This is a genomic window from Allokutzneria sp. A3M-2-11 16, from assembly GCF_024213555.1.
Lineage (GTDB): Bacteria > Actinomycetota > Actinomycetes > Mycobacteriales > Pseudonocardiaceae > Allokutzneria.
The window spans coordinates 493,682-511,587 of record NZ_JANAVO010000004.1 but is presented as its reverse complement, the minus strand read 5'-3'; the positions used below and the strand labels follow the sequence as shown (position 1 = coordinate 511,587).

Here is a 17,906-nt window from a genome sequence, read left to right as displayed (position 1 = left end):
ACCCGGAAGCTAAGCCCTCCAGCGCCGATGGTACTGCACTCGTGAGGGTGTGGGAGAGTAGGACGCCGCCGAACAATTCTTCGAAAAGGGGCCGGTCCACGGTTATCGTGGGCCTGCCTCTTTTCGCTTTGTTCGGGAGGTTGTTGTGTTCGGAACACCAGATGGGCGCGGCGACGACCGCCGAGGCGAACGCGGCCGCGATGCGGGCCGTTCCGGAGGCGAACGACGCCCCGGCAAGGAGCGGTCCGGGCACTCCGGCCGCCCCAGCTCCGGCGGGGAACGCCGCCACGGAAACGACAGCCGCGGGGACAACCGCGGCCCTCGCCGCGATGACTCCAAGCGCAGCTACGGCACGCGCGATGAGCGCAGCGGCTACGGCGACGACCGCCGTGGCCCGCGACGCGATGACCGCCGTGACGACCGGGGCGACCGGAAGTGGGACGACCGCCGAGGTGGTCAAGGCCCGGGTCAGGGTGGTGGCTGGCAGGGCGGCGACAGCCGTGGTCCGCGCCGTGACGATCGGGGCGACTCGCGTGGCGACCGCAGCTCCGGCTCGCGGGTCGAGCGTGAGGACCGTGGCGGTTTCCGCGGCTCGCGCGATGACCGTGGTGGCGAGCGGAAGTTCACTCCTCGCGACGACCGTGGGGGCGAGCGCAAGTTCCAGCCGCGTGACGACCGGGGCGGGGAGCGCAAGTTCCAGCGCGATGACCGTGGTCCGCGTGAGGACCGTGGGTACCGCGACGATCGTGGACCGCGCCGGGATGACCGTGGCGACCGCGGTGGACGCTCCTCCGTTCCGCGTGATGATCGTGGTGGCGAGCGGAAGTTCACTCCTCGCGACGACCGTGGTGGGGAGCGCAAGTTCCAGCCCCGTGACGACCGTGGTGGCGAGCGGAAGTTCCAGGCCCGCGATGACCGTGGCGGCTTCCGTCGCGATGACCGGGGAGACCGTGGCGGCTCGGGTGAGCGTCGGTTCCAGAACCGGGACGACCGTGGCTTCCGGGACAACCGTGGAGACCAGGGCGGCGACCGCAGGTCCGGATCTCGCGATGAGCGTGGCGGTTCCGACGACCGCGGCGGCTACCGTCGTGATGACCGTGGTGGCGAGCGGAAGTTCGCTCCGCGTGACGACCGTGGCGGCGAGCGCAAGTTCCAGCGCGATGACCGCGACCGGCGTGACAACCGGGACGACCGCGGTGGGGACCGGGGGCGCTACGGCTCTCGGGACGAGCGCGCGGGCGGCGACGACCGTCGATACGGCTCGCGTGATGACCGTGGCGGGGACCGCCGGTTCCAGCGGGATGACCGTGGCGGTGATCGGCCCTCCCGTCGCGACGATCGCGGTGGGGACCGTCCGTTCCAGCGCGACGATCGTGGTGGCGAGCGGAAGTTCCAGCCGCGTGATGACCGGGGCGGCGAGCGCAAGTTCACCCCTCGTGACGACCGTGGTGGTGAGCGCAAGTTCACGCCTCGTGACGACCGTGGTGGGGAGCGCAAGTTCGCTCCGCGAGATGACCGTGGTGGTGAGCGGAAGTTCCCGCCGCGCGATGACCGTGGTGAGCGGCGTTTCCCGCGTGACGATCGTGGCGGCGACCGCCGTGATGACCGCCGTGATGACCGTGGTGGGGATCGGCGTGACGACCGTGGTGGGGACCGCCGTCCGGGCGGCAAGTTCGGCTCGCGGGACGACCGCTCCGGCGGCCGCAAGTTCGACCGGAACGACCGTGGGCCCCGTGGAGGCGACGACCGGCGATTCGACTCGGACGCGCCGCGCCTGCCCGAGCCGGAGCTGCCCGAGGGCATCGAGGCCAGCGACCTCGACGCCGAGGTGCGCGCCGACCTGCGCAGCCTGCCCAAGGGCGCGGCGGAGTCGATCGCGAAGCACATCGTCGCCGCCGGTCAGCTGATCGACGACGAGCCGGAGAAGGCGCTGGAGCACGCCCGTTACGCGCGGTCCAAGGCCGGGCGGGTGGCGCTGGTGCGCGAGGCCGCGGGCCTGGCCGCCTACCACGCGGGTGAGTGGGCCGAGGCCATCGCCGAGCTGCGCGCGTCGCGGCGGATGGGCGGCGGGCCCGGTCACCTGGCGATCCTCGCCGACTGCGAGCGGGCCCTCGGCCGGCCGGAGCGGGCGCTGGAGTTCGCCAGGAGCCCGGAGGCCGCCCAGCTCAGCGCCGACCAGGCGGTCGAGCTGCGCATCGTGATCGCGGGCGCCCGCAGGGACATGGGCCAGCTGGACGCGGCCGTGGTCGCGTTGCAGGGCGACGACCTGGACGCCAAGCGGCGGGACCCGTGGAGCGCCCGGCTGTTCTACGCCTACGCCGACAACCTCGCCGCCGCCGGGCGGACCGAGGAAGCCGTCCAGTGGTTCATCAACGCCGCCGAGGCCGATGTCGAGGAGGAGACCGACGCCTCCGAGCGGGCCTCGGAGCTCAGCGGTGGCGCGCCCGCGCAGTTCCACGTGCAGGTCCCGACGCCGCCTGCCCCGGCCAAGACGGAGCAGCCCACCGAGGACACCGCTGCTGCGGCCGACATCGCCACCGACAAGGCTGAGGCTGACACCGACGAGGACAAGGCCGAAGCGGCGGACGACAGCGACGCCGGTGACGGCGCCGGTGATGACGACGCGGTCGCCGAGGACGTCGCGGTCCAGGACAGCGGCGACACGGACGACAGCGACACGGACGACGGCGAGAAGGACGACAAGAACGACAACGCGTCCTGACCGAAGACCCGCTTGCGGGGTCGAGCATCGTTACCGAAGACCCGCTTGCGGGGTCGAGCATCGGTATCGAGCAAGTACCGTGGTGGAAAGCCCCCGTGCCCGTTGGGTGCGGGGGCTTTTCCGTTTGGGGCGAGCGATCGACAGGGAGTGGACAGCGTGCTGCTTGAGGACTACGACGGCCTGCTCTTCGACCTGGACGGCACCGTGTACCGCGGCGAGCAACCGCTGCCGTCGGCCGCGGAGGTCGTGCGGGCGGCGCGGGACCACGGGCGCGCGGTGCGCTTCGTCACCAACAACGCCTCGCGGCGCCCGGCGGAGGTCGCCGACCACCTCAACGAGCTGGACCTGAACACGGGCCCGGACGAGGTCAGCACGAGCGCCCAAGCCGGGGCGGCGTTGCTCGCCGAGCGGGTGCCCGCCGGGTCGAAGGTGCTGGTGCTGGGCTCCGAAGGCCTGGTCGAGGAGGTCCGCCTGGTCGGCCTGACGCCGGTGCGCAGCGCCGATGAGGGACCGGTCGGCGTGGTGCAGGGCCTGTCGAAGACCTTGGGGTGGCCGGAGTTCGCCGAGGCCACGCTGGCGATCCAGGCGGGAGCCCTGTGGGTGGCCTGCAACCTGGACCTGGTGCTGCCGACCGAGCGCGGGATGTTGCCGGGCAACGGCGCGCTGGTCGCCGCCGTGCGCGCCGCGACCGGTGCCGATCCCCTCGTCGCGGGCAAACCGGCCGCGACGCAGCTCAACCAGGCGGCGGCTTCGGCCGATCTCGCCAAACCGCTCGTGGTGGGCGACCGGCTGGACACCGACATCGAGGGCGCGGACGCGGCGGGGATGGACTCGCTGCTCGTGCTGACCGGGGTCGCCACGCCCGCCTCGCTGCTCGGCGCCCCGGCCAACCAGCGGCCCCGTTATGTCTCCGCTGGGCTGGAAGGGCTGCTCGCACCCGCCGCCGACTCGGAGATCTCCGGGCCCGCCGGTTGGAAGTCCACTGTGGACGGTTCTCGGATCGTGCTCGCGCACGACGGCGGGGCCGAGGACGACCTCTCCGCGCTGCGGTCCCTGTGCGCCGCGTGGTGGTCCGGCGGTACCGGGTCACCTGAGGTGGTGGCCGCCGATCACGCGGCAGAGGCGGCTTTGCGTCGGTTGGCGCTGGACTGACCCGGAATGTCCGTGGGATCGGCTAGCGTGATGCCGCACACCCGCACTGCCGGACACAGGAGCGCACACCCATGACGCCAGAACAGCCTTATCGGCCGTCGCCGATGGCACTGGCCACTCCCTCGGCCCAGATGAGCGCCGAGAGCATCGACGCCGCGCTCATCGGCATCGAGGACCTGGAGGCCGTGCCGCTGGCCGAGCACGTCGGGCGGTTCGACGCGGTGCACTCCGCGCTCACCGACGCGCTCTCCGCGATCGACCGGGTGTAGGCGCGTGCCGAAGAGGGCGCGGCTGGACGCCGAACTGGTCCGCCGGGGGCTGGCGCGATCCCGCGACCACGCCGTCGAGCTGGTCACCGCTGGACGCGTCACCGTGCGGGGCTCGGTCGCGACCAAGGCGGCGACCGCCGTCGAGGCCGACGCGCCGGTGGTGGTCCGCGAGGCCGAGGACGATCCCGGCTGGGCTTCGCGCGGCGCGCACAAGCTGCTGGGCGCGCTGGAGGCGTTCGAGATCGACCCGGCCGGGCGGCGGTGCCTGGACGCGGGCGCCTCGACCGGCGGGTTCACCGACGTGCTGCTGCGCGCGGAGGCCGCCGAGGTGGTCGCGGTCGACGTGGGCTACGGCCAGCTGGCGTGGAAGCTCCAGACGGACGAGCGGGTGCACGTGCACGACCGCACCAACGTCCGCACGCTGACGCCGGAAACCATTGGCGGCCAAGTGGATCTGGTGGTCGCCGACCTGTCTTTCATCTCGCTGCGGCTGGTGCTGCCCGCGCTCGCCGCGTGCGCCCGCCCCGACGCTGACCTGGTTCCCATGGTCAAGCCGCAGTTCGAGGTCGGCAAACAACGCTTGGGCGCCAAGGGGGTCGTGCGCGATCCCGAGCTGCGCGCGGAGGCGGTGACCGACGTGGCGATGGCCGCGGCGGAGTCGGGACTCGGGCTGCGCGGGGTCACCGCGAGCCCGCTGCCGGGACCTAGTGGCAATGTGGAGTTCTTCCTGTGGCTGCGCAAGGAACAACCTTCCTCGAGGACCGAGGTGGAACGGCTGGTGCGGGCGGCGGTCGAGGCGGGACCGAGGTGACCGCGCGCGAGGTGCTGCTCGTCGTGCACACCGGGCGCGAGGAGAACATCAAGACCGCCAAGGACGTCGCGAACCGGCTGACCGACGCGGGCATCCGCCTGCGCATCCTGGGCGAGGAGTCGCCGGACCTCGATCCGGCCTGCTACGGCTCGGTCGTCAAGCACGCGCCGGAGGCCGCCGAGGGCACCGAGGTGGTGCTCGTGCTCGGCGGTGACGGGACGCTGCTGCGCGCGGCCGAGCTGGCGCGGCCCGCCGGGGTGCCGATGCTCGGGGTGAACCTCGGGCGGGTCGGGTTCCTGGCCGAGGCCGACGCGGACGCGCTGGACGAGGTGGTCTCCGCCGTGGTCGACCGGGAGTACCAGGTCGAGGAGCGGATGACCGTCGACGTCGTCGCCAAGGTCAACGGCACCGTGCTGACCAGGACCTGGGCCTGGAACGAGGCCAGCGTCGAGAAGATCAGCCGGGAGCGCATCCTGGACGCGGTGCTGGAGGTCGACGGGCGCCCGGTGTCCGGGTTCGGTTGCGACGGTGTGCTGTGCGCGACCCCGACCGGGTCGACGGCCTACGCGTTCTCCGCTGGCGGGCCGGTGATGTGGCCGGAGGTGCAGGCGCTGCTGGTCGTGCCGAGCAACGCGCACGCCCTGTTCGCGCGGCCCCTGGTGCTTTCGCCGGAGTCCGTCGTCGCGGTGGAGCTCGACGGGGGCGGGCACCCGGCGGTGCTGTGCTGCGACGGGCAGCGGACCTTCGAGCTGCCGCCGGGCGCGCGGGTCGAGGTGACCGGCGGATCGCTGCCGGTCCGGCTGGTGCGGTTGCGGCAGGCGCCGTTCACCGATCGGCTGGTCCGCAAGTTCTCCCTGCCGACGCACGGCTGGCGGGGCCCGGCCCGGTGACCCCGCGCGGCGGGCGGTGTCGGGGCGAGGCGCTAGGGTGCGGTCTGTGCTAGCCGAGATGCGCATCCAGGGCCTCGGCGTGATCGATGACGCCACCCTCGAACTCCACCAGGGCCTGACCGTCGTGACCGGGGAGACCGGTGTCGGCAAGACCATGGTGGTGAGCGGGTTGCACCTGCTCTCCGGTGGCCGCGCCGACGCGTCGCGGGTCCGCACCGGTGCGGAGCGGGCGGTGGTGGAGGGCAGGTTCAGCCTCGCCGAGAACAGCCCCGCCCTGACCGTCGCCGAGGACTCCGGCGCCGCCCCCGACGAGGACGGCAGCCTCATCGCCGTGCGCACCGTCAGCGCGGACGGTCGCTCCCGCGCCCACCTCGGTGGCCGCACGGTGCCGGTCGGGCTGCTCTCCGAATTGGCCGACCAGCTACTCGCGGTGCACGGCCAGAATGATCAACTTCGCTTGCTGCGCTCCGGCGAGCAGCGCAACGTGCTCGACCGTTCCGCGGGTACGGCCGTCTCCCGCCCGCTCGCGGAGTACCGCAAGGTGCGCGCGGAGTGGATGAAGGTCTCCCGCGAGCTGACCGAGCGCACCGAGAACGCGCGCGAGCTGGCCCGCGAGGCGGACCTGCTGCGGCACGGGCTGACCGAGATCGAGTCCGTCGACCCCAAGCCCGGCGAGGACGTGGAGCTGGTCGAGCTGACCCGCCGCCTCGCCGACGTCGACGTGCTGCGCGAGGCCGCGACGGGCGCCCAGTTCGACCTGACCGGCTCGCAGGACGCGGAGGGTGACGCGCTCGGCGCGCTCGGGCTGGTCGGCGACGCGCGCAGGCGCATCTCCGCCAGCGAGGACCCGGCGCTGCGCGAGCTGGACTCCCGGCTGGCCGAGGCGGCCGCGCTGCTGGCCGACGTGGGCACGGAGCTGGGCGGCTACCTGGACCGGCTGGACGTGGACCCGGCCGAGCTGGAGCGCGCGCTGGCCCGGCAGGCCGAGCTGAAGCAGCTGACCCGCAAGTACGCCGCGGACGTGGACGGCGTGCTGGCGTGGGCCGATGAGGCCAGGCGGCGGCTGGCCGGGATGGACGTCTCCGAGGAGGCGCTTGAGGCGATGGCCGCGCGCCGCGACGAGCTCGCGGTGGAGCTGGCCAAGCTGGCCGGGGAGCTGACCACCGCGCGGGTGTCCGCGGCGCAGGAGCTGGGCGAGGCGGTGACCAAGGAGCTGGCCGGGCTGGCGATGCCGCAGGCGCGGCTGGAGGTCGCGGTCTTCGACCGGGTGGCCGGTGCCGGTGACCTGACGGCGCTGCAGATCGGCGGGCGGTCGTTGCAGGCCGGGCCGGAGGGTGTCGACGAGGTCGAGCTGCAGCTGGTCCCGCACCCCGGCGCGCCCGCGCTGCCGGTGCACAAGGGCGCCTCCGGCGGCGAGCTGTCCCGGGTGATGCTGGCGATCGAGGTGGTGCTCTCGCACGCCGACCCGGTGCCGACGATGATCTTCGACGAGGTGGACGCCGGGGTCGGTGGCCGGGCCGCGGTGGAGATCGGCCGCAGGCTGGCTCGGCTCGCGCGCAGCCACCAGGTGATCGTGGTGACCCACCTCGCCCAGGTCGCGGCCTACGCGGACCGGCACCTGGTGGTGGACAAGGTCAGCGGCAACGCCGGGGTGACCCGCAGCGGTGTCCGCATGCTCAACCACAACCAGCGCGTGGTCGAGCTGGCCCGGATGCTGGCGGGCATGGAGGCCACCGAGTCCGGTCGCGCCCACGCCGAGGAACTGCTCGCCACCGCCGAGGCCGACCGCGAGGCGCACCGCGCCAAGAAGCCCCGCAAGCGCTAGCCCCACCCGGGCCGCGCCCCCTTCTCCCGTTTCGTACTCATAGCGGGGAAGAGAGCGCTCCCATTTCCTGCTAAGAGTACGAAACGGGCAAAACGGCGTGGAGACGATGTGGGGCGGGGGCGCGAGCGGAGGATGGGGGAAATTGTGCAGAAGTTGTTCAACTCGCGGTAACCGCGTGTCCTTCGGCTGAGTGACCTGGGAAAATCGTTTCGGCGTGGCGTCGCTGTGCCGGTGCGGGGTTTTGTGAGCATCGATTGCATGAAGCTCACCGGACTCCTCCACCGGAACACCCAGGCGCAGCCCGGGGTCACCGGTGTCGCGCGCGTCGACCGCCGCACCGGTGGTCTGCTCCGCCGGCTCGCGCCCGGCGACATCGCCGTCATCGACCAGATCGACCTGGACCGCAAGACCGCCGACGCGCTGGTCGAGGCGAAGGTGGCCGGGGTGGTCAACGCGTCCCGCTCCATCTCCGGCCGGTTCCCGAACCTCGGGCCGGAGGTGCTCGTCCAGGCGGGCATCGCGCTGATCGACGGGGTCGGGCCGGACGCGCTGCGCCGGATCAAGGACGGCACCCGGCTGCGGTTGTACGACGGCGGTGTCTACGCCGGGGACGACGAGCTCGCGCACGGGGCCCAGCAGACCGCCGAGTCCATCGCCGACCAGATGATCGAGGCGAAGGCCGGGATGGCCGCGCAGCTGGAAGCCTTCTCCGCCAACACCATCGAGTTCCTGCGCCAGGAACGCACGCTGATCCTGGACGGGATCGGGGTGCCCGAGCTGTACGTGCCGATCAAGGACCGCCCGGTCCTGGTGGTGGCCCCCGGGCGGGAGCACCAGGAGGACCTGGCGGCGCTGCGCAAGTACATCAAGGAGTACCGGCCGGTGCTGGTCGGCGTGGACGCGGCGGCCGACACGCTGCGCCGCGCGGGGCACAAGCCGGACATCATCGTCGGCGACCCCGAGGGCATCACCAACGAGACGCTGAAGTCCGGCGCGGAGGTCGTGCTGCCCGCGCAGGTCGACGGGCACGCGCCCGGCCTGGAGCGCATCCAGGACCTCGGCATCGGCGCGGTCACCTTCCCCGCCTCCTGCAACCCCGAGGACCTGGCGCTGCTGCTGGCCGAGGCGCACGGCGCCAGCCTGGTGATCACGGTCGGCTTCCAGGCCACGCTGGCGGAGTTCCTGGACCGGGGCCGCAACGGCTCCAACCCCTCGACGTTCCTGACCCGGCTGCGCATGGGCAGCAAACTGCTCGACGGCAAGGCGGTCGCCACGCTCTACCGCAGCCGCGTCTCGCTGGGCGCGGTGCTGCTGCTCGTCCTCACCGCGCTCGTGGTGCTCGTCGCCGCCCTGTCCGTGACCAACGTCGGACAGGCCTACGCCGAGCAGGCCGGCCGGTTGCTCTCCGACCTGATGACCTGGATCAAGGGACTGTTCTCATGATTTCGCTGAGATACCACCTGGTTTCCATCGCCGCGGTCTTCCTCGCGCTCGCGCTGGGCGTCGTCCTCGGATCGACCACGGTCAGCGAGCCGCTGCTGGCCGGGCTGTCCAACGACAAGGACTCGCTCGGCAAGCGGGTCGCCGACCTGCAGGCCGAGCGCAACGCGCTGAACGCCCGGCTGGCCGACGCCGACCGGTTCAGCGGCGCCATCGCCCCGCTGGCCGTGCGCGGGCAGCTCGACCAGCGCACGGTCGTGCTGGTCACCACCGCCGACGCCAACCCGGCCGACCGGGACGCGCTGACCCAGCTGCTGCGCACGGCGGGCGCCACGATCACCGGGGAGCTCCAGCTCACCGAGACCTTCGTGGACCCGAACAAGGCCGACCAGCTGCGCGATCTGGTGCCGAGGGTGCTGCCGGCGGGCGCGCAGCTGCCGACCGCCTCGGACCCGGGCACGCTGGCCGGGGGCCTGATCGGCCAGCTGGTGCTGCTCAACCCGCAGAACAACAAGTCGCAGGCGAGCCCGGAGGAGAGCAGCGCCGCGCTGAGCGGGCTGGCCAACGGCGGCTTCGTCCGGATCGGGCCGAACCTGCGGCCCGCGCAGCTGGCCGTGGTGCTCACCGGCGGCGCGATCGGCGGGGACGCGGCGGGCGACCGGGCGGCGACGGTCTCGCGGTTCGCCACGCAGCTCGACCGCGCGGGCGCCGGGGTGGTGCTGGCCGGGCGCGGTGGTTCCGCAGACGGCACGGGCGCGGTGGGCGTGGTCCGCGCCGACACCGCTGCCACCTCGATTCTGTCCACTGTGGACAACGTGGATTCGTTCGCCGGGCGCGTGGTGACCGTGCTCGCGGTGCGCGAACAGCTGGAGGGCCGCTCCGGCCGCTACGGGATCGCGGGCAACGCGCAGGCGCCCGCTCCGCAGATGTCGAACTAGGGTTCGCCGGTCTTCAAGTACCCCGCACCCCCGCTCTGGACGACTGTCTGGGCGGGGGTGCTGTAGTTGAAGACGGGGGGACCTCGGCTGCCTGGGGCGACACGGCGGGCGGGATTACTGCTCCGTCCGAGTGTGGTGTTACCGTGAAACCCCGTGGATGGCCGTTCTGGCCTACCTCATCAGCTCGATGAACTGGACACCACGGGAGCCCTCCTTGGTCTTGCAAGGCCGTACGACAAAGCACGTGTTCGTCACCGGGGGCGTCGCCTCCTCCCTCGGCAAGGGGCTCACCGCTTCCAGCCTCGGCGAGCTGCTGACCTCCCGAGGGCTTCGGGTGACCATGCAGAAGCTGGACCCGTACCTCAACGTCGACCCCGGCACGATGAACCCGTTCCAGCACGGCGAGGTCTTCGTCACCGAGGACGGTGCCGAGACCGACCTGGACATCGGGCACTACGAGCGCTTCCTGGACCGCTCGCTGGACGGCAACGCCAACGTGACCACCGGCCAGGTCTACTCCGCGGTGATCGCCAAGGAGCGGCGCGGCGAGTACCTCGGCGACACCGTCCAGGTGATCCCGCACATCACCGACGAGATCAAGTCCCGGATCATCGGCATGGCCACCCCCGGGGTGGACGGCCGCGCCCCCGACGTGGTGATCACCGAGGTCGGCGGCACCGTCGGCGATATCGAGTCGCTGCCGTTCCTGGAGGCCTGCCGTCAGGTCCGGCACGACGTCGGCCGGGACAACGTGTTCTTCCTGCACGTCTCGCTGGTGCCCTACCTGGCGCCCTCCGGGGAGCTCAAGACCAAGCCGACGCAGCACTCCGTGGCCGCGCTGCGCAACATCGGCATCCAGCCCGACGCGATCGTCTGCCGCGCCGACCGGGAGATCCCGGACGGGCTCAAGCGCAAGATCGCGCTGATGTGCGATGTGGACACCGAGGCCGTGGTGGCCGCGCCGGACGCGCCGTCGATCTACGACATCCCCAAGGTGCTGCACGCCGAGGGCCTGGACGCCTACGTGGTGCGCCGCCTCGGCCTGCCGTTCCGGGACGTCGACTGGACCGTGTGGGGCGACCTGCTGGAGCGGGTGCACAACCCGCGCGACACCGTGCGCGTCGCGCTGGTCGGCAAGTACGTCGACCTGCCGGACGCCTACCTGTCGGTCAGCGAGGCCCTGCGCGCGGGCGGTTTCGCGCAGCGGGTCAAGGTCGAGATCGAGTGGGTGCCCTCCGACGAGTGCGAGACCGCGGCCGGTGCCGCGAACGCGCTGGCCGGGGTGGACGGCGTGCTCATCCCCGGCGGCTTCGGGGTGCGCGGCATCGAGGGCAAGATCGGCGCGATCACCTACAGCCGGACCAGGGGCATCCCCACCCTCGGCCTGTGCCTGGGCCTGCAGTGCATGGTGATCGAGGCCGCGCGCGGGCTGGCCGGGATCGCCGAGGCGAACTCCGCCGAGTTCGACGAGACCTGCGCCCACCCGGTGATCAGCACCATGGCCGACCAGCAGGACGTGGTCGCGGGCGAGCGGGACATGGGCGGCACCATGCGGCTGGGCGCCTACCCGGCCCGGCTCAAGCCAGGTTCCGTGGTGGCGCAGGCGTACGGGGAGAGCGTGGTCTCTGAGCGGCACCGGCACCGCTACGAGGTGAACAACGCCTACCGCAAGGACCTGACCAAGGCGGGCCTGGTGTTCTCCGGCACCTCGCCGGACGACCACCTGGTGGAGTTCGTCGAGCTGCCGCGCGAGGAGCACCCGTTCTTCGTCGCGACCCAGGCGCACCCCGAGCTGAAGAGCAGGCCCACCCGCCCGCACCCGCTGTTCGCGGCGTTCATCGGCGCGGCGCTGGACTACCGGGCCGCCGACCGGCTGCCGGTCGAGATCGCCGAGAGCGCGGGGGTCTGAGGTGGCCGCCGGTGAGCACGAGTTCCACGCGGTGCGCAGCCAGGACCTCTACGCGGGCCGGGTGATGGCCCTGCGCGTGGACGACGTGGCGATGCCGGGTGGCAGCGTCGCGGTGCGCGAGGTGGTCGAGCACCCGGGCGCGGTCGCCATCGCCGCGGTGGACTCCGACGAGCGGATCGTGCTGATCCACCAGTACCGGCACCCGGTGGGGCGGCGGCTGTGGGAGCTGCCCGCCGGTCTGCTCGACGTGGACGGGGAGGCCCCGGAGCTGACCGCCGCGCGCGAGCTGGCCGAGGAGGCCGGGCTCGCCGCTTCTTCGTGGTCCACGTTGGTCGACGTCGCCGCTTCGCCCGGCTTCACCGACGAGGTCGTTCGCGTGTTCCTCGCTCGTGGTCTGTCCACTGTGGACCGTGGGGAGATCGCCGACGACGAGGAGTCCGACCTCGTGCTGCGCCGGGTCCCGTTGCGGGAGGCCATGTCCATGGTGCTCGGCGGGGAGATCGTCAACGCCTCGTCGGTCGGCGGGATCCTGGCCGCGCACGCGGTGCTGAGCGGTGCGGTGGACCCGCGCCCCGCCTCGGCGCCGTGGCAGGACCGCCCGCACCGGTGGGCGGAGCGCCGCCGCTCCTGACCACGGAAGTCGTTTTCGTCCGTTTCGTACTCTTAGCGGGGTTGGGGAGCGCTCTTTTTCCCGCTAAGAGTACGAAACGGGCCAACTCTCCGTTATGAGTACGAAACGGGGGTTGGGTGGGGTCAGGTGGTGTGGTTCGGGGGGAAGCCGCCGGTGGCGATGGGGCCCCAGTCCTCGATGGTGATGCGGATCAGGCACTTGCCCTGGCGCCGCATGGCTTCTCGGTACTCCTCCCAGTCGGGGTGCTCGCCCGCGATGCAGCGGTAGTAGTCGACCAGCGCCTCGACGGCCTCGGGCAGGTGGACCACTTCCGCGCGGCCGTTGACCTGGACGTAGGCGCCGTTCCAGTCGTCGGAGAGCACGCACATGGTGACCCGCGGGTCGCGCTCGGCGTTGCGGGCCTTCGCGCGCTCGGGATAGGTGGAGACCACCAACTGGCCCTCGGTGCTCAGTCCGCACGAGACGGGGGAGACCTGGGGGCGGCCGTCGCGGCGAGTGGTGATGAGCACGCCGTTGTGGCGCGGGCGGAGGAAATCCAGCAGTTCCGCGCGGGTGGGAACGCGCGCGTTCGCGATGTTGGGCACGGGCGCAGGCTAACCCGCGTGCAGTCTGTCCACCTCCGCTGTGAATGACCTCCGACTTGTCCGAGGAAACCCGTCAAAGACCCACAGCCAGGGCGTCCCGGGCCGGTTAGGCTGCGTCCATCCGGGTGGCAATGGCGCCGTCCGGTGTTCTTCGAGGAAGGAAATCGGCGTGAAGGTCGGAGTACCCCGCGAGGTCAAGAACCACGAGTACCGAGTGGCCATCACCCCGGCCGGCGTGGTGGAGCTGGTGCGCAGGGGCCACGATGTCGTGATCGAGAGGGACGCCGGAGCCGGCTCGTCCTTCCCCGACTCGGACTACCTGGCCGCAGGCGCGAAGATCCTCAACGACGCGGACGACGTCTGGGCCGAGGCCGACCTCGTGCTCAAGGTCAAGGAGCCGGTCGCCGAGGAGTACCACCGGATGCGCTCGGGCCAGACCCTCTTCACCTACCTGCACCTCGCGGCGAGCAAGGAGTGCACCGAGGCCATCGCGCGCTCGGGCATCGACGCCGTCGCCTACGAGACCGTCCAGCTGCCCGACGGCTCGCTGCCGCTGCTCGCGCCGATGAGCGAGGTCGCGGGCCGGATGGCGCCGCAGGTCGGCGCGCACTGCCTGGAGCGGGCCCAGGGCGGCCGCGGCGTGCTGCTCGGCGGCGTCTCCGGCGTCCCGGCCGGCAAGGTCGCGGTGATCGGCGCGGGCGTGTCCGGCATGAACGCCGCGACCATCGCGCTGGGCCTGCAGGCCGAGGTCGTGGTGCTCGACACCAACATCAACCGGTTGCGGCAGATCGACTTCGTCTACCGCGGCCACCTCCAGACGATCAACAGCAACGCCTACGAGCTGGAGCGGATCTGCCTCTGGGCGGACATGGTCATCGGCGCGGTGCTGGTGCCGGGTGCGAAGGCGCCCAAGCTGATCAGCAACGACCTGGTGTCGCGGATGCGGCCCGGTTCGGTGCTGGTGGACATCGCCATCGACCAGGGCGGCTGCTTCGAGGACTCGCGTCCGACCACGCACGCCGACCCGACGTTCATGGTGCACGACTCGGTGTTCTACTGCGTCGCCAACATGCCGGGCGCGGTGCCGCACACCTCGACCTGGGCGCTGACCAACGTCACCCTCCCGTACGTGACCGCGTTGGCGGACAAGGGAATGCGCAAGGCCCTGCTGGACGACCCGTCGCTGGCCAAGGGCGCCAACGTGATCGGCGGGCAGATCGCGCTGCCCGAGGTCGCGCAGGCGCACGGGCTGCCGCACGCCGAGCTGGCGGACCTGCTGGCGTGACAGCGGATCCGGCGGGCGGGGCGGGCCGGGAGGAGATCCCGCCCGCCCTGTCCGCCCTGCTCGCCGCCTACCTCGACCACCTCACCGTGGAGCGCGGGACGGCGCGCAACACCCTCGACTCCTACGGCCGCGATCTTCGCCGCTACCTCGAACACCTTGCGGCGCTTGGGGTTTCAGCGCTGGCCGAAGCGACCGAGGCGCACGTGGGCTCGTTCCTGGTCGCGCTGCGCGAGGGTGCCGATGGCAGACCCCCGCTCGCGCCCTCCTCCGCCGCGAGGGCCGTCGTGGCGGTGCGCGGACTGCACCGCTTCGCGACGCGGGAAGGCAAGGTGGCCAAGGACGTCGCGCGCGCGGTGCGCCCGCCCGCGCCACCCAGGCGACTGCCCAAGGCGTTGCCGGTGGAGGACGTGCTGAGGCTGCTCGACCACGCCGGGGGAGACGACGCGCTCGGCCTGCGGGACCGGGCGCTGCTGGAGTTGCTGTACTCCACCGGTGCGCGGATCTCCGAGGCGGTCGGCGCCGACCTGGACGACCTCGACGCAGTTGAACGCACGCTTCTGTTGCGCGGCAAGGGTGGCGTGCAAAGGTTGGTACCCGTTGGCCGTCCGGCGCTGGCCGCGCTCGACGCCTACCTGGTGCGCGCCCGCCCCGCCCTCGCCGGACGCCGGACATCTGCCGCCTCAGCGGAAAGAAGCCCCGCCGGGGCCGTCTTCCTGAACGCCCGCGGTGGGCGGTTGTCGCGTCAAAGTGCTTGGCAAGTGCTTAAAAGGGCTGCGGAACGATCAGGAGTGAGCAGCGAGATCTCCCCGCACACCCTGCGCCACTGCTTCGCCACGCACCTGCTGGAGGGCGGCGCGGACGTTCGAGTGGTGCAGGAGCTGCTCGGCCACGCCTCGGTGACCACGACGCAGATCTACACGCTGGTCACGGTCACGACGCTGCGCGAGGTGTACGCGACGGCGCACCCGAGGGCGCTGGGCTGAGCCCCATCCCTTTCACTCTTTTGGGTTGTCATCAACGGGTTGTGACGCCCGCACTGTCATGGATCGCGCCTCGCTGTCCGATTGGATACGCGGCGGGGTGAAGGAGATTGGCGAAACTACTCTTGGCGATGGCGCTAGCATTTCGCCTCTCCAGGGCCCAGTAGGCGGGAAAAGGTGACGGTGGTAGCGATGATGGCGTGTCGGCGCGTCTTACAAGCGCGGCGTTGTGGCGTTCGACCGCATGCCGACACCGGCGGGGAGTCCTGACCGTGCCCCTGCTGCTGGCCGACGACTACTACCTCATCGCGCACGACGACGTCTCCGGCACGGCCCGGTGCGGAGAGGGACGCGCCGGGCTCGGACTCGCCGGCGCCCTCCTCGGCGAACTCGTGCTCTTCGGCTCCATCGACATCGAGCGCCGCAACATCGTGATACTCGACGCGCCCTCGCCCGGGGACGCGCTCGCCCGCGCGCTGCTGGAGGAACTGCTCCGCAACAGCGACGTCACCTCGGTCCCCGACTGGTTGCAGTACCTCAGCCAGAAGGCGCAGTCCCAGGTCGTGCAGCGGCTGCTGCACGCGGGACACCTGCGCCCCACCGAGGTCCGGCGGCTGTTGCAGACCCGCACGATCTACGTGCCGACGGACATGAACGTGGCCGCCTGGGTCGCCGCCCGCCTGGCCAACGCGCTGTCCAAGAACGAGCAGCTGCCCGTCCCCGACGTCGTGCTCTCCGGGCTCGTGGTGGCGACCGAACTGGAGCTGGAGGTCTTCCAGCACGTCGCGTCCGAGGTGGCGCGGCCCCTGCGCCGCCAGCTCACCGGGCTGCCGCCCGCGCTGCGCGCACTGCTCAGTGAAACCGAGGCCGCGGTGGGTGACGCGGTCCTCCGACACCGACGCTGACCACCGGTACGCCAACACCACCCCGAGCCGAGGTAGGCCGATGCACACCACCCCGAAGCCCAGCAAGACCGGAAAAGTCACCTCGGTGCTGGCCAAGGATCGCCTCGGCGTTCCCGCGGTGACCTACTTCGCCATCTCCATGGGGTCGCCGTTCCTGGCCACGGCCGGGGTCATCACGAGCGGGTACGCCATCACCGGGCAGGTCGGCATCCCGGTCGGCATCGTGGTGATGGGGGCGGTGCTCGCGCTGTTCGCCGTCGGGTTCGTGACGATGGCGCCCTACGTGCCCAACGCGGGGGCGTTCAACGCCTACATCAGCAAGGGCATCGGCAGGCCCGCGGGCGTCGCGGCGGGCTGGATGGCGCTGCTGTCCTACAACGCCATGCAGGTGGGGCTCTACGGGGCGCTGGGCGACGCGGCGAAACCGTTGCTGCGCGCCTGGTTCGGCATCGACGTGGCCTGGTGGGTGATCGCGCTGGTCGGCTGGGCGATCGTGGCGTTCCTGGGCATGCAGCACATCGACCTCAACGGCAAGGTCCTCGCGGTGCTGCTGGCCGCCGAGGTGCTCGTGGTCCTGGTCTACGCGGTCTCGTCGCTGTTCCACCCCGCGGACGGTTCGGTCAGCCTGGTCGCGCTCGAACCCTCGCACCTGTTCGAGCCCGGCGTCGGAGCCCTGCTCGCCCTGGCCCTGCTGGCCTTCATCGGCTTCGAGACTGCGGTGGTGTTCAGCGAGGAGGCGCGCTCGCCCGGCCGCACCGTCCCGGTCGCCACCTTCTCCGCGCTCGCCGTGATGGCCGTGCTGTACCTGCTGGCCTCGCTGGCGATGAGCGTCGCGGCGGGCCCCGCCCACATCGGCGACATGGCCCACCAGTACGGCTCCGGCCTGGTGTTCCACCTCGCCGGCGAGCAGCTCGGCCCGGCCATGGTCGGCATCGGCCGCTTCCTGTACTTCACCAGCGTGCTGGCGTGCATGATCGCGGTGCACAACACCGCGGCGCGCTACGCCTTCGCCATGGGGCGCGAGCGCGTGCTGCCCGCCGTGTTCGGGCAGACCTCGCACCGCAACAGCTCGCCGAAGGTCGGCTCGCTCTCGCAGAGCGCGCTCGGCCTGGTGGTGATCCTCGTGTACGCGGTCATCGGCGGTGACCCGTTGCGCGACCTGTTCTACCTGTGGAACTCCGCCGGCGCGCTGGGCATCCTCATCCTGCTCGCGCTGACCTCGATCACGGTCCTGGTCTACTTCGCCCGCAACCCCTCCGGCGAGCCGGTGTTCCGGCGCGTGGTGGCCCCGGCGATCTCCTCGGTCTGCACCGTGATCGCGCTCGTCCTGGTGCTGGTCAACCTGGACAAGGTGTTCGACCTGCCCTCCTCCTCGCCGGTGCTGCTGGCGATCCCCGGCGCCTACGTGCTCATCGGGGTGTTCGGCGTCCTGTGGGGCCTGCACCTGCGGGCCAACCGGCCGGAGATCTACGCCAACATCGGCCGCGGCGCGAAGAGCGCGGCCCGCACCGGGCTCGGACTCGGGCTCGGTGCCCCCGACGAGCAGTAGCTGTTCCCCCCACCCC

Annotated in this window: 15 protein-coding genes and 1 rRNA gene; 15 read left to right on the top strand and 1 reads right to left on the bottom strand. The window is 71.8% G+C overall.

What is annotated here, in order from left to right:
- The 11 genes from rrf to NLX83_RS26250 all read left to right on the top strand — a co-directional run.
- Positions 1-74, top strand: a 5S ribosomal RNA gene (gene rrf, locus NLX83_RS42425); the annotation flags it as partial.
- 71 nt (positions 75-145) lie between these two features.
- Positions 146-2,722: a hypothetical protein gene (locus NLX83_RS42420; RefSeq protein ID WP_441296817.1), complete on the top strand. Its 2,577-nt coding sequence runs from the start codon at positions 146-148 to the stop codon at positions 2,720-2,722.
- A gap of 147 nt (positions 2,723-2,869) precedes the next feature.
- Positions 2,870-3,874 carry an HAD-IIA family hydrolase gene (locus NLX83_RS26290; RefSeq protein WP_374118810.1) on the top strand — a complete coding sequence of 335 codons (1,005 nt, stop codon included), beginning with the start codon at positions 2,870-2,872 and terminating at the stop codon, positions 3,872-3,874.
- 71 nt (positions 3,875-3,945) lie between these two features.
- The gene (locus NLX83_RS26285; RefSeq protein ID WP_254237856.1) at positions 3,946-4,143 is read left to right on the top strand and encodes a hypothetical protein; all 198 of its coding nucleotides are present in this window, start codon (positions 3,946-3,948) and stop codon (positions 4,141-4,143) included.
- Positions 4,144-4,147: 4 nt separating this feature from the next.
- Positions 4,148-4,954: a TlyA family RNA methyltransferase gene (locus NLX83_RS26280; protein ID WP_254237833.1), complete on the top strand. Its 807-nt coding sequence runs from the start codon at positions 4,148-4,150 to the stop codon at positions 4,952-4,954.
- Positions 4,951-5,844 carry an NAD kinase gene (locus tag NLX83_RS26275; protein ID WP_254237832.1) on the top strand — a complete coding sequence of 298 codons (894 nt, stop codon included), beginning with the start codon at positions 4,951-4,953 and terminating at the stop codon, positions 5,842-5,844. Before NLX83_RS26280 ends, NLX83_RS26275 begins: the two co-directional genes overlap by 4 nt.
- A gap of 46 nt (positions 5,845-5,890) precedes the next feature.
- On the top strand, positions 5,891-7,669 hold the full coding sequence (gene recN, locus NLX83_RS26270) for a DNA repair protein RecN (RefSeq protein WP_254237831.1): 1,779 nt from the start codon (positions 5,891-5,893) through the stop codon (positions 7,667-7,669).
- A 258-nt stretch (positions 7,670-7,927) separates the two neighbouring features.
- The gene (gene steA, locus NLX83_RS26265; RefSeq protein WP_254237830.1) at positions 7,928-9,112 is read left to right on the top strand and encodes a putative cytokinetic ring protein SteA; all 1,185 of its coding nucleotides are present in this window, start codon (positions 7,928-7,930) and stop codon (positions 9,110-9,112) included.
- A complete protein-coding gene (locus NLX83_RS26260; RefSeq protein ID WP_254237829.1) occupies positions 9,109-10,047 on the top strand; it encodes a copper transporter in 939 nt (312 codons plus the stop codon). The genes steA and NLX83_RS26260 overlap by 4 nt, the downstream gene beginning before the upstream one ends.
- Positions 10,048-10,261: 214 nt before the next feature.
- Entirely contained in the window at positions 10,262-11,956 is a 1,695-nt protein-coding gene (locus NLX83_RS26255) for a CTP synthase (RefSeq protein ID WP_305884201.1), read from the top strand.
- A gap of 1 nt (position 11,957) precedes the next feature.
- The gene (locus NLX83_RS26250; RefSeq protein ID WP_308209377.1) at positions 11,958-12,587 is read left to right on the top strand and encodes an NUDIX hydrolase; all 630 of its coding nucleotides are present in this window, start codon (positions 11,958-11,960) and stop codon (positions 12,585-12,587) included.
- A 122-nt stretch (positions 12,588-12,709) separates the two neighbouring features.
- Here NLX83_RS26250 and NLX83_RS26245 read toward each other — a convergent pair whose 3' ends face one another.
- A complete protein-coding gene (locus NLX83_RS26245) occupies positions 12,710-13,171 on the bottom strand; it encodes a PPOX class F420-dependent oxidoreductase (RefSeq protein ID WP_254237828.1) in 462 nt (153 codons plus the stop codon).
- Between the two features lie 169 nt (positions 13,172-13,340).
- On the opposite strand from NLX83_RS26245, the gene ald reads away from it, so the two are divergent.
- The 4 genes from ald (at position 13,341) to NLX83_RS26225 (ending at position 17,890) form a co-directional block, all read left to right on the top strand.
- Positions 13,341-14,456 (top strand): alanine dehydrogenase, encoded by a 1,116-nt coding sequence (ald, locus tag NLX83_RS26240; protein WP_254237827.1) that lies wholly within the window; start codon positions 13,341-13,343, stop codon positions 14,454-14,456.
- A gap of 35 nt (positions 14,457-14,491) precedes the next feature.
- The gene (locus tag NLX83_RS26235) at positions 14,492-15,439 is read left to right on the top strand and encodes a site-specific tyrosine recombinase XerD (RefSeq protein ID WP_254237852.1); all 948 of its coding nucleotides are present in this window, start codon (positions 14,492-14,494) and stop codon (positions 15,437-15,439) included.
- 269 nt (positions 15,440-15,708) lie between these two features.
- Complete coding sequence (locus tag NLX83_RS26230) at positions 15,709-16,341, top strand: GOLPH3/VPS74 family protein (protein WP_254237826.1); 633 nt, start codon at positions 15,709-15,711, stop codon at positions 16,339-16,341.
- A 40-nt stretch (positions 16,342-16,381) separates the two neighbouring features.
- Entirely contained in the window at positions 16,382-17,890 is a 1,509-nt protein-coding gene (locus NLX83_RS26225; protein ID WP_254237825.1) for an APC family permease, read from the top strand.
- Positions 17,891-17,906 lie beyond the last annotated feature (16 nt).

Excerpts from the sequence above, each read along its gene's own strand:
- NLX83_RS26260 (WP_254237829.1), top strand. The coding sequence starts at position 9,109 with ATGATTTCGCTGAGATACCACCTGGTTTCCATCGCCGCGGTCTTCCTC.
- NLX83_RS26285 (WP_254237856.1), top strand. The coding sequence starts at position 3,946 with ATGACGCCAGAACAGCCTTATCGGCCGTCGCCGATGGCACTGGCCACT.
- steA (WP_254237830.1), top strand. The coding sequence starts at position 7,928 with ATGAAGCTCACCGGACTCCTCCACCGGAACACCCAGGCGCAGCCCGGG.
- NLX83_RS26225 (WP_254237825.1), top strand. The coding sequence starts at position 16,382 with ATGCACACCACCCCGAAGCCCAGCAAGACCGGAAAAGTCACCTCGGTG.